Source organism: Streptomyces asoensis (assembly GCF_013085465.1).
Taxonomy (GTDB): Bacteria; Actinomycetota; Actinomycetes; order Streptomycetales; family Streptomycetaceae; genus Streptomyces; species Streptomyces cacaoi_A.
Genome location: NZ_CP049838.1, coordinates 689,848 through 702,341, shown reverse-complemented (window position 1 = coordinate 702,341; position 12,494 = coordinate 689,848). Strand labels below are relative to the sequence as shown.

Annotated in this window: 8 protein-coding genes; 7 read left to right on the top strand and 1 reads right to left on the bottom strand. The window is 73.1% G+C overall.

What is annotated here, in order from left to right; translation table 11 throughout:
• Positions 1 to 142 precede the first annotated feature (142 nt).
• The 7 genes from G9272_RS03220 (at position 143) to G9272_RS03190 (ending at position 11,304) form a co-directional block, all read left to right on the top strand.
• Complete coding sequence (locus tag G9272_RS03220; RefSeq protein ID WP_171395097.1) at positions 143 to 1,033, top strand: NAD(P)-dependent oxidoreductase; 891 nt, start codon at positions 143 to 145, stop codon at positions 1,031 to 1,033.
• Positions 1,034 to 1,044: 11 nt separating this feature from the next.
• Positions 1,045 to 1,491, top strand: coding sequence for a hypothetical protein (locus G9272_RS03215; protein ID WP_171395096.1), 447 nt, complete (start codon positions 1,045 to 1,047; stop codon positions 1,489 to 1,491).
• A gap of 360 nt (positions 1,492 to 1,851) precedes the next feature.
• Positions 1,852 to 4,893 carry a glycosyl hydrolase gene (locus G9272_RS03210; RefSeq protein ID WP_171395095.1) on the top strand — a complete coding sequence of 1,014 codons (3,042 nt, stop codon included), beginning with the start codon at positions 1,852 to 1,854 and terminating at the stop codon, positions 4,891 to 4,893.
• 159 nt (positions 4,894 to 5,052) lie between these two features.
• Positions 5,053 to 6,189 carry an abortive phage infection protein gene (locus G9272_RS03205; RefSeq protein WP_171395094.1) on the top strand — a complete coding sequence of 379 codons (1,137 nt, stop codon included), beginning with the start codon at positions 5,053 to 5,055 and terminating at the stop codon, positions 6,187 to 6,189.
• Between the two features lie 107 nt (positions 6,190 to 6,296).
• A complete protein-coding gene (locus G9272_RS03200; RefSeq protein ID WP_171395093.1) occupies positions 6,297 to 6,674 on the top strand; it encodes a hypothetical protein in 378 nt (125 codons plus the stop codon).
• Between the two features lie 7 nt (positions 6,675 to 6,681).
• Positions 6,682 to 7,629, top strand: a complete 948-nt coding sequence (locus G9272_RS03195; protein WP_171395092.1) for a hypothetical protein — start codon at positions 6,682 to 6,684, stop codon at positions 7,627 to 7,629.
• Between the two features lie 72 nt (positions 7,630 to 7,701).
• Positions 7,702 to 11,304, top strand: a complete 3,603-nt coding sequence (locus G9272_RS03190) for a CHAT domain-containing tetratricopeptide repeat protein (RefSeq protein WP_171395091.1) — start codon at positions 7,702 to 7,704, stop codon at positions 11,302 to 11,304.
• Positions 11,305 to 11,350: 46 nt separating this feature from the next.
• Here G9272_RS03190 and G9272_RS03185 read toward each other — a convergent pair whose 3' ends face one another.
• On the bottom strand, positions 11,351 to 12,463 hold the full coding sequence (locus G9272_RS03185) for a tetratricopeptide repeat protein (protein ID WP_171395090.1): 1,113 nt from the start codon (positions 12,461 to 12,463) through the stop codon (positions 11,351 to 11,353).
• Positions 12,464 to 12,494: the final 31 nt, after the last annotated feature.

Sequence of the window (12,494 nt, the reverse complement as noted above, 5' to 3'; positions counted from 1 at the left end):
CCCCGACCCGCCGTCAGACGCGGTGCGCGTGCAGGGGCATGCGCGTCGGCCCCTGCGCGACAGCCGGGTACGGGTCGGCCGCCACCGGCCGGTGTCCCGTGCTCCGTGGTCCGAGAGGCGGCCTGCCGGTTAGGGTCCGCACATGGGGCATCGAGACGTGGGAATTCTGCACCCGGGAGCCATGGGCGCACGTGTGGCGGCGCAGGCGGTGACGGCGGGAGCCGCGGTCTGGTGGCTGCCGCAGGGGCGGTCGGCGGCGAGTCGGGACCGGGCCGTGGAGTTCGGGCTGCGGTCCGCCGCGAGCATCGAGGAACTGGCCGCGACCTGTGAGGTCGTGCTGAGCGTCTGTCCCCCCGCTGCCGCGCTCGACGTCGCCGGACAGGTGGCGGCCGCCGGTTTCCGGGGCGTCTACGTGGATGCCAACGCGGTGAGTCCCGAGCGGATGGCCGAGATCACCGGTGTGTTCGAGGGCAGCGCCGTGACCGTGGTGGACGGGGGGATCACCGGACCGCCCCCGCGGGAGACGGGGCGGACCAGGCTCTGTCTCTCGGGCGACGACACGGCCGTGGCACGGGTCGCGGCCCTGTTCGACGGCACCGCGCTCACCCCGGTCACCCTGGCGGGTCCGATCGGGCGGGCGTCGGCGCTCAAGCTGGCCTTCGCCGCGTACAACAAGATCTCGTACGCCCTTGCCGCCCAGGCCTGCGCGCTGGCCGACGGTCACGGGGTGCTGGACGACCTGCTCGACCTGGCGAAACAGATGCTGCCGGACACGCCGCTGGCCGCGACGGAACACCTGGCCTCCGCCGGGCCGCGGGCATGGCGCTGGGAGCCGGAGATGCGCGAGATCGCCCGGGCCTGCCGGGGAGTGGGCGTACCGTCCGTCTTCGCCGAGGCGGCCGCGGAGACGTTCACGAGGTGGGAAGCGCACAAGGACGACCCGTCCGTGACCGGTGAGCAGCTGATCGCCGATCTCGTTCAGGGGACTCCGTCGTCCATGTCGCGCGACCGGACGGGTTTGCCGTCGCGGTGAGCGGCAACGCGATGTCCATGAGTGAACCGAACAGGAAGACGAACGAACAGTCCGCAGCCGAGCGGGTGACCGCGTCCAAGGCCCGGCGCACCACGGACAAGGCGACCGCTCCGGCGGCTCGTGCCGCGAAGAGCGCCGCGACGAAGACGGACGACGCCGCGTCGGCCACCAGGGCCGGAGTCCAGCGCTCGGCCGAGGCGACGACCGGTGCCGTGCAGAGCGCGGCGCACAGTGCCTCGCGCGGTGTCGAGGCGGGCCGTCAGGCGATCGTCGCGACGTCGGGTCATGTCGCCGCGACCGCCAAGACGGCCTGGACGGTCATCGCACACCGGAAGCTGATCGCCGCCGGTGTCGGCGCCGGCCTCTCCGCGCTCACCGCGGCCTCGTACGCCGTGGGGCGCCGCTCCACCCGCCAGCCGCAGGGCCCTCTCACCCGGCTCACCGGCGGTCGGATCTGACCCTTCTCGGTCGAGGTCAGGAGATCGGCCCCCGGCGGGTTCCCGCCGGGGGCCGGGTCGTGCCCGGCTCGATCTTCGCTTCCGGGAACACATCAGGGACGCGCTCATGGTCCCGTTGTCCGCCGCGTCCCGACGCTGCCCGTCGCGCAGACGGGACTCGCCGTCCTGTATCGGCGTCCGCGGGGCGAGTGCGGCGAGCGGGGTCGTCCGGAATCGGCTGAGCCGGTTCCATGACCCGCGCCCTTTCCGCGACTTGATCCGTCCGACATCTTGACCTTGCTCCGAACCGAGGCTTAGCGTTCCCGCGTTCGAGTCGAATTGAAACGATTCAAAACCGAGAACGATCATCTGGGAGCGCTCATGCGGGAACCGGTCGAGCAGGTCGAGCAGGGCGGCGGAATGTCACGGCGGGCGGTTCTCGCCGCCGGGGCGACGGTGGGTATCGCGGCCGGGATCGTGGCTGCCGTGGGACCCGGGACGGCGGCCGCGGCGGCGCCGTCCGTCACCGGGGCGCCGGGCCCCGCCGCCGACTGGTTCGCCGCTCCCGCCCGTTCGGTGCGGCCCAAGTTCCGCTGGTGGTGGCCGGACGGTCTGGTGAACACCGACGAGATCGCCCGCGAGGTCGACCAGATCGCGGACGCGGGGTTCGGCGGCGCGGAGATCGCCGCCGTCCATCACAGCGTCAAGGACAAGTCGGTCCTGGACACCGCGCACCACGGGTGGGGCAGCCGGCCATGGCGCGACGGCGTCGAGGCCGCGCTGCGCCGGGCCGCGAGACGGGGCCTCACCATCGACCTCACGCTCGGCCCGAGCTGGCCCGTCGCGGTCCCCGACGTCAACCCGGACGACGACGCGGCCGCCAAGGAACTCGTCCACGGCCGGGCCCCGTTGAGCGGCGGAGCCACCTTCCAGGGACCGGTGCCGCCACCCGTGCACGCGCCCGCCGCCGGTGTGACCCGGCAGCGGCTCCTCGCCGTACAGGCCGCCCGCGTCGAACCCGCCCACTCCACACGCAAGGAGACCGGACTCGACCTCTCCAGCGTCCGCGACCTCACCTCCACCGTCGCCGAGGACGGCACCCTGACCTGGACGGCTCCCGACACCGGGGAGTGGACGCTGATCTCCTACTGGACGCGCGGCAGCGGTCAGCAGCCCGAGTCGGGCCCGCACTCCGCGCCCGCCGCCTACGTCGTCGACCACCTCGACCCGGCGGGCACCGCGGCCGTGACCGGCTTCTGGGAGCGGCAGCTGCTGACCCCCACCCTGCGGAGCCTGCTGAAGGCGGCCGGAGGCGCCTTCTTCGAGGACTCCGTGGAACTGGAGACGGACGGCCTGACCTGGACTCCGTCGCTGCCGGACGCCTTCGCGAAGCACACCGGCCGGCCCCTGCTGCCCTACCTGCCCGCCCTCGTCCTGAGCGACAGCAACCAGGTGTTCGCCTTCGAGGCGCAGCTGACCCGGCAGATCAGACACGACTTCTGGGAGACCTTCTCGGAACTCTTCAACCGGCACCACGTGCGCGCGATGCGGGACTGGGCCCACTCCCTCGGCATGACCCTGCGCGCCCAGCCCTACGGACTCCAGACCGACGCGATCGAGTCCGCGTCGATCCTCGACATCCCCGAGGGCGAATCCCTCGGCTTCAAGAACCTGGACGACTTCCGGTGTCTCGCGGGCGGCAGGGACATGGCGGGCCACACGGTGCTGTCCTGCGAGGCGGGCGCCTACAACGGCTCCGCGTACAGCACCACCTGGGACCGCTTCCTGCGCACCATGGGCGGCGCCTACGCGGCCGGCGTCAACCAGACCGTCGTCCACGGGTTCTCCTATGCCACCGCACCCGGCGCGAGCTGGCCCGGCTTCGCCGCCTTCAGCCCCTACAACGGCGGCCCCGGGTACGGGGAGTCGTGGGGACCCCGGCAGCCCAGCTGGCACCACGTGGCAGACATCGCCGCCTACCTCGGCCGTGTGCACGGCGTACTCCAGTCCGGCACCGCCCGCGCCGATGTCGCCGTCTTCCGGCAGACCGGCTACGCCGCCACCGGGATCGGCGCGTCCTGGTTCACCGCGACCGGCGTTCCGCTCGGCTGGACCCACCAGTTCCTCAGCGGTCCGCTGCTCGACCTGCCGAACGCCACCGTCTCGGGCGGCCGACTCGCCCCGAACGGGTCTGCCTACAAGGCCCTGTTCGTCGAGGGCGACTTCTTCTACTCCTCCACCCCCACCCTCGCCACGGCCGACGCCCGCCGCCTGCTGACGCTGGCCGAGGCCGGCCTGCCGATCGTCCTGCTGGGCGCCTTCGACCAGCCGCTCACCCCCGGGGTCCCCGACGACGGCGAGACCGACCGGCTGCGAGAGCTCCTGGCCCGGCTGCTCGCCCTGCCCCACGTCACCCGGGTCACCGACAAGGCCGCCGTGGGCGACGTCCTCGCCGGGCTCGGAGTCACCCCGGACGTACGCCACGCCACCGCCTCCACGCTCCTGAACGCCCACCGCGTCACCCGCGACGCCGACTTCTACTACCTCTGCAACGGCAAGCACGCGGAGACGGTCAAACCGCCGGTGGCCGCGATCGACCACCAGGTGACGCTGCGCCACACCCGCCGCACCCGGGGCGGGACGACGATCCCCTACCTGCTCGACCCCTGGACGGGGGAGGCCACGCGGATCGCCCGGTACACCGAGGACGACGGCGACGTCACCGTGCGGGTCGCCCTCCAGCCCGGCCAGGTGATGATCGTCGCACTGGGACGTCCGGGACTCTTCGGCGACCGGAACGGGGCCAAGCCGCACGTCGTCGACACGGACGCGTCCGAAGCCCTGTTCGACGGGCGCTCGCTGACGATCCGTTCGACCGAGGCGGGCACCCGCACGACACGGCTGTCCTCGGGCCGTACGATCACCACGACCGTCCCGTCCGTACCCGCCCCCATCACCCCGGGCCGCTGGCAGCTGGACGTCGACGACTGGTACCCCGGCTCCGCCCCGACCCGGACCGACCACGTACACCGCACGCTGACCCTCGACACGCTGCTGCCCTGGTCGGGGATCCCGGAACTGGCCGACTCCGCGGGCATCGGACGCTACCGGACGACGATCGACCTGCCCGCCGGGTGGACCTCCGCGCACGGCGCCCACCTGGAACTCGGCCAGGTCTCCGACACCGCCCGCGTCACCGTCAACGGCGCCGGCGCCCCGCCCCTCGACCGTCTCCACCCGGTCGTCGACGTGGGCCCCCTGCTCCGGCGCGGCCGCAACGTGATCGAGGTGGAGGTGGCGATACCGCTCGTCAACCGGCTCCGGGTCGCCCAGCCCGCGGTCTTCGGCGCCGTCGCCCGACAGGACTTCGGTCTCGTGGGACCCGTACGACTCGTGCCGTACGGACAGGTCACCGTCGGCTGAAGGGCCGGGGCCGGGGCGCGACACACGCCGGGCGACGCCTTTCGGACGTGTCCCGGCCGCCGGAACGACCACCGGCCCGGCCCCCTCACCGACCTTCGTCGCGACGATCCGGACCATCGGCCGACTGCGCCCTCCGCGTGCCACCGGCACCGTGGGGGCATGGAGCGAACCAATCGGATCAGTCGGGCCAGGTTCCTGGCCGGGACGGCGGCGGTCGGCGCGGCGGCCGTACTCGGACCGGCGGGACGGGCACACGCCACGGGACGAGGGCGCGGGCTGCGGCACCGGGGCGTCGTCTACACGGTGGGGGAGGGCGAGACCCCGGCCACGGGGTGGACCGCCGAGCGGATGCGGGCGGACCTCCGCGCCATCCGCCACGACCTGCACGCCGACACGGTCGACGTCACCGGCGACGGCGTGGAACGCCTCGCGGCGACCGCGACCGAGGCAGCCGAACACGGCCTGCACGTATGGCTCCAGCCCACGCTCGGAGACGTCCCGGCGCGGGACATCCTCGAACACCTCGCGGAGACCGGCCGGGTCGCGCAGCGGCTGCGCAGGCAGGGCGCGAGCGTCGACTTCAGCGTGGGCTGCGAGTTCTGGCTCTTCGTGCCCGGCATCGTGCCGGGCGAGACGGTACTGGAACGCGTACACAACCTCATGAACGGGACCTACGACCCCGTGGTCATGCAGCGCCGACTGGACGCCTTCACGGCCCGTGCCGCCAGGACCGGCCGCTCGGTCTTCGACGGCCGGCTGTCCTACGCCGCCGCACAGGACGACCAGGTCGACTGGTCCCTGTTCGACGTCGTCGGCATCGACTACTACTCCTCCTTCCCGCGACCCGCCGACCATGTGAAGGAACTGCGCCGCCACATGCGCTGGGGGAAGCCGCTGGCCATCACCGAGTTCGGTACCTGCGCCCACGTGGGTGCCCCGGACACCGGCGGCATGGGGTGGGACGTGGTCGACTACGACAAGGACCCCGAGGAGATCAAGGGCCACCTGGTCCGCAGCGAACGCACCCAGGCCGACCACGTCACCACGCTCCTCGACGTCTTCGAGTCGATGAGGCTGTACGCGGCGATGGCGTTCGAGTTCGTCACCCCGGACGCCCCGCACCGCGCCGACGACCCCCGCTACGACCTCGACATGGCGTCCTACGCCGTCACCAGAACCGTCCAGAAGCGCCCCGGCCACCCGGAAGCCGGCTGGCACTGGGAACCGAAGCAGGCCTTCCACGCCCTGGCCCGCCACTACGGCCGGCGCGCCGCAACCACCTCACCCTTCGGGTGACCGGCGCCCATCGGTAGTCCAACGCCCGCCCGTGGGTAGAGTCTGGGCGTCGTACGGGCGGGCAGGTCCGGCGGGGGCGGAGGGCTGAACGGCGAATGAGCTACGCGATGTTGGTTGATCCCAGGGCCGAGAGCGAAGGCGCCCCGTGGCTGTCGCTGCCCGCCGGGACCGCCCTGAACGACGCCGCCGCGGCCCTGGAGCGGTTGCTGAACGCGGAGGAGCGCCTGGGCCGGCTCCTGCTCGTCGTCGGCGACGAGCGGATCGGGGCCACCTCGGGCACCTATCTGCGAACCGTCCTGGGAATACAGCAGGACCGCGGACCCGGCGACGAGGTGCGCGCCGCGGCCCCCGGCGAGTCGACCCGGTTCAGTGTGATCGCGTTCCGCTGCGCGGTGTGCGGGAGTTGTGCCTACACCGCCTTCTACGACGACCGGTACCGCCCGGTGTGCCGGGCCGGCGACCACGGTCCGATGGAACTGGGGTGAGCCCGGCGTGAGCCTCGGGCCCGTCGTCCCCAAGCCGCTCGACGGCTCGGTCAGGTTCTTCTCGGTGGCCTATCTGCCGACCTACGCGGCGACGGTGTTCGTCCTGCTCCTGGTCTGGGCGGGGGCGCCCGGAGCCGACGTCTCCCTGCGGCGGGCCTGGCGCACCGCCACCGCGGTCGGCGCCGGGCAGGCGGTGTGGATCGTCGTCGGGACGACCGTGGTCGCCGTGGTGTTCCAGCCCTTCCAACTGGCCGTGGTGCGACTGCTGGAGGGCGGATGGCCCGAAGCGCTCGGTGCCGGTCCGCTCCGGGCGCTCCAGCGCCGGCGCAGAGCACGGCTGGCGGCGCGGGCCGAGCTGGCCGGGCCGGCCGGGGAGCCGTCGCCCGCGCAGGTGCAGCGGGCGGGCGCCGCGGCGGCCGTGCTGCGCCGGCGGTATCCGCTCCCGGACCACCTCGTCCGGCCGACGGCCCTGGGCAATGTGCTGGCGGCGCTGCGGGACACGGCCGGCCGGGACCACGGCTGGGACGCCGCGGTCGCCTGGCCGCGGCTGTACCCCGTGCTCGGAGAGCGTGCGCGTGCCGTCGTCGACGACGGCCGCGACTCCCTCGACGCGGCGGCACGACTGTGCGTCACCACCGCGGTGACCGCCCTCGTCAGCACCGTGCTGCTGCTCCGCTCGGGCTGGTGGGTGCTGCTCGCCCTGGCTCCCGCCGCCGTGGCCCTGCTCGCCTACCACGGGGCCGTCCAGGCGGCACTGACCTACGGCGACGCCGTGCGCGCGGCGTTCGAACTGCACCGCTTCGACCTGCTTCAGGCCCTGCACCTTCCGCTGCCGGACAGCCTCCAGGAGGAGCGGAGCCTGGCGGAGGCGCTGTGCCTGCACTGGCGGCAGGGCCTGCCGCCTCCTCCTCGGTACGTGCATCCCGTCGACTCACCGCCCCCGACCGGGACTTGAGGACGGAAGCCGGCAGGGGAGGCGTCTGCGGCACCCTGCCCCGGGCCTCCCCACGACCCTATGGTTGTGGGTATGGGCAACGATGTTCCCCGCTTCGGGCGGCCGGCCGGGCCGTCCATCGACGAGCTGCACCGCCAGGGCTTACGGGAGTTGGAGCTCTACCACCGCACGGGGGACGTCGCCGCGCTGCGGCGGGCGCGCGACCTCGACCGCCGGGTCGTCGACGCCACCTCCGACGCCACCCCCGGCCGGGACGTGCACCTGAGGAACCTCGCCCACGCCGAGGCGGAACTCTACGAGCACACCCAGGATCTGCCGACCCTGGAGCGCGCGATCCACTGTTATCGGCGCGCCATCGACGTGGCCCCCGGCGGACACCCGTACCGCGAGATCTACCTCTACGGTCTGGGCCGCGCCCTGCGCCGGCTCCATCACCGCACCGGCGAGCTCTCACCGCTGGAGGAGGCCGCCGAACTGCTGCGCCGTTGCGTGGCGCTGCCGCCCGCGATGCCCGGCGAGCGGGCCGCCCAACTCGGTGGCCTCGCGGAGACGTTGGGGGAGCTGTACGACCTCGACGGCGACCGGGAGCAGCTGCGTGAAGCCGTGGCGGTACAACGGCAGGCGCTGGGCCACACCCCGCCGGAGAGCCCGGAGCGACTGCCTCGGCAGGTCAATCTCGCCTCGTTCCTCAGCAGTTGGTACGAGCTGACGCGGGAGCGGGAGGCTCTGGACGAGGCGGTGGACGGCCTGCGCAGGGCCCGCGACGAGACGCTCAGGAGCGGTGGCACGGAGCCGTGGCAGCTCGCCGCCAATCTGTCCGCGTCCCTGACGGAGAGGTTCCGGCTCGACGGCCGCCTGGACGAACTGGACGAGGCCGTCGCCCTCCTGTGGCACGTCGTCGAAGGGAATTACGCGCTCGACGACTTCAACCGCCTTCTGCTGACCCTGAGGGCGGCCGCTCTCGCGTTGCAGCGTGCCGCGCGCTCCGGCGAGGTGCGGTGGGCCGACCGGGCCGTGCGGACGCTGCGGGACACCGCTCGGACGCTTCCCCACGAGGATCCCAACCGCGGCGTCGCGCTGTCCGAGCTGGGCAAGGCCCACGCCGCCCGGTACGGCCTCACCGACGACCCGGCCGACCTCGAGTCGGCCATCGCCACGCTCGGCACCGCCCTCGACGTGTTCGGCTCGCACCAGAACTCCGCGGAGAACGCCAGGGCCACCGCCTCGGAGCTCGCCGCCCAGCTGGCCCACCGGCACGACCGCACCGGTGCTCCCGCCGACCTGGACCGAGCCATCGCACTCCGGCGGGAAGCGGTCCGGCACCTCCCGCGCCACAGCCCCAACTTCGCGGCTCTGCACACGGCCCTCGGCCAAAGCCTGCTGCAACGCTTCTACGGCGACAACGACCTCGGTGACCTCGACCAGTGCACCGACCACCTCCACCGGGCCCTGGCCGCCCTGCCGCCGCACTCGCCGGACCGCTCCGCAGTACTGTCCACCCTCAGCAGCGCTCAGCTCGCCCGCTACCAGCACACCGGCCACCGACCGCAGCTGCACGAGGCCGTCGAGACCCAGCGTGCAGGTATCGCCGCGTGTCCGGCCGGAGACGTCCAACGACCCTTCATGCTGGGCAATCTCGCTCGCCAGTTGCGACTGCGCCATGACGCCGTCGGCGTCGGCACCGCCGACCTCGACGAGGCGGTGGGCCTGTTGCGCCAGGTGCAGGCCCTGCGGTCGGGCGACTCCGGAGCGGGCCGGATCACCCTCCGGGAGTTGGCCGAGGCCCTGCGGTCCCGCGCCGAGGTCCTGGGCAGCGAGGCCGATCTGACGGAATGCGTCGAGTTGCTGCGCACCCTCGTCGGCGGCTACCCCGCCGATCACCCCGCACAGATCCCCGCGCGCACCGCGCTCGCCGAGGCGCTGCACGAACTGTCCCTGGCAACGGACGACGAACGTCTGTCGGCGGAAGCCCTCGAAGTGGCTCGGGGCTCGGTCGAGGTGCGGACCGCACCCGTCCACGATCGGCTGCGCGCCCGTGCCACGCTCGGGCAGGTGTGCGGCACGCGACACGACTGGGAGGCCGCTCGCCACTGGCTGACGGAGGCGGTGCGGCTCCTGCCGCGGCTGGCCACCCGCGACCTGGACCGCGCGGACCAGCAGTACGTGCTGGCCCGCGAGCACGGTCTGGCGGCCGAGGCGGCCGCGTACGCCCTGGAGGCCGGCCGGCCCGAACAGGCCCTGGAGGTCCTGGAGCACGGGCGCGGCGTGCTGCTCGGCCGTCTCCTGCGGTCCCGGGAGACCGACGTGGCGCGGCTGCGGGAGCGCGCGCCGGTACTGGCCGATCGATTCGTACGGCTGCGTGACGTCGAGGATCCGGTGCCACTCGGCGCCGACACGTACTCGGCGGCGCGGGAGCAGCGGGTCGCCGAGCGGATGCGGACCCTTGAGGCCGAGTGGGACGAACTGGTGGCCGAGGTCCGGTCCCTGCCCGGGATGGCGGACTTCCTGCGTCCTGCGTCGGCGCAGGAGATCATCCGGCGCGCCGGGGCGGGACCGGTCGTGGTGATCAACATCAGTATCCGCTGCGACGCCCTGATCGTGGCCGACGGAGCACTCGACGTCGTGCCCCTGGGGACCACCGCCGAAGAGGTCCAGGACAGGGTGACCGGATTCCTCTCCGCCGTCAACGCGCCCGCCGGCGGTTCCGAAGGCCTCGACGGGCGGCTGGCCCGCCAGGAGACGGTCGCGGAGACACTGGAGTGGCTGTGGGACACGATCACCGGACCGGTTCTGGAACGGCTCACCCGGCTCCTGCCGTCCGCGATCGACGGCACTCCCACGCGCGTGTGGTGGTCCCCCCAGGGAGCGTCGGCCTTCCTGCCTCTCCACGCGGCCGGCTACCACGGCCCCCGAGCCGACCCGGAGAACGAGCGGTGCGCTCTGGCGAAGGTGGCCTCGTCGTACACGTCCACCGTGGCGGCGCTCCAGCACGCGCGCACCCGGCGCAGGGGCACCTCGGCGGGTGGCTCGGAACAGCTGATCGTCAGCATGTCGCGGACTCCGGGGGCGGGGGACCTGCCGAACGCGGACGCCGAGGCCCAGGCGGTGGGCCGGTATCCGACGAACGGCCGCGCACCTGTCTCACTCGTCAACGAGGAGGCAACCCGGGACGGCGTGCTGGCGGCGTTGCGGCACGCGCGGTCCGTGCACTTCGCCTGCCATGCCGTGGCCGATACACAGGATCCCTCGGCGTGCCGCATCCTGACCCACGACCACGCGACACGTCCGCTCACCGTCACCGATGTGGCCGGGCTCCGCCTCGACGGCGCACACCTGGCCTATCTGTCCGCCTGCGCGACCTCCTCCACCCGGCAGGAGCTGGTGGACGAGGCCATCCACATCACGGGCGCCTTCCAACTGGCGGGATTCCGGCACGTGGTGGGCACCCTGTGGCCGGTCGGGGACGAACTGGCACCGGAGATGGCCACCTCCTTCTACGCGGCGCTCGCCGGACGGGCGCCGACGCACACCGGGACGGCCGGGGCGGGCGGGGCGGATTCCCGGGCGGAGGACGACCACGTGGCGCTCGCCCTGCATGCCACGGTGGCCGACCTGCACACCCGGTACGCCTGGTTCCCGTCGTTGTGGGCCTCGCACATCCACGTGGGCGTCTGACAGGCGCCGACACCAGCACCGGCACCAGCACCGACACAGGCATCGTTCAGCCGTCGGTCTCCATGACCAGACGCAGGTTCGCCCGGGCTTCGGCGGTACGGGGGTCGCCCGGCCCGAACCGGCGCTCGTAGACGGCGACGACCTTGCGGCACAGCGCCTCCGCCTCCGCGCGGCCACCCCGGCGGTGCACCATCGCGGCCAGGTTGCGCATGGCGGCGACCGAGTTGGGATGATCGGTGCCCAAGACCTTGCAGTAGCCGTCCACGACCGTGCGCATCAGCGCCTCGGCGTCGCCCGTCTTGCCCGCTCCGTGCAGGACCGAGGCCAGGTTCTGCCGGGCCGACAGCGTCTCCACGTGGCCGGCGCTCTTGGTCCGCACGAGGAAGTCGACCACCGTCCGGTAGTGCTGCTCGGCCTCGACCCACCGGCCCTGGTGGGCGAGGACGGCGGCCTGGTTGCCCCGCGCGTGCATACTCAGCGAGTCGGCGGGTCCGAACAGCCGCCCGGCGTCCTCCGCCACCTGTCTGTAGAGCTGCTCGGCATCCTCGACCCGCCCCTGGGCACGCAGAACACCGGCCAGGTCGTTGCGGCTGCTCAGGGTGGACCGGTGCTCCTGGCCCAGGACCCGCTCGCGGACCGCCAGCACCTCGCGGACCAGTCGCTCCGCCTCCGCCGTCCGCTTCATCCGGAGGGCGAGGCGAGCGACCCGGGCCAGGCTCGTCAGGGCTTCGGGGTCGGCGTCACCGGATGCGCGGACCTGTTCGGCCCACACCGTCCGGGTCAGCTGGTCCGCCTCCGACAGCTCGCCCAGCTCCTCCAGCGCCTGTGCCAGGGACGATGTGGCCTCCAGGGTGTCGGGGTGGCCATGGCCGAGCACGGTCCGGCGTCCGGTCACGGCGTGGCGGTAGAGCTCGACCGCGTCGCCCGTGGACCCCTGCTCCCTCAGCACCTCGGCCAGCTCGAACGCCGCGGTGAGCGTGTCGGGATGCGTCGCGCCCCTGTTCTCGTACGCGGCGCTCAGGGTCCAGCGCGCCTTGGCCTCCGGCGTCATCGTGTAGGTGATGTTCACTTCCGGGATGCCGTCGGCCCCGTCCCGTCGCGTGATGCTGTAGGAGATGCCTTCGGCCAGCTCGCCGCTCCCGACGTTCTCCGGCTCCACCGGACCGGGCTGCGGGCTCGTCTTCCGCCGA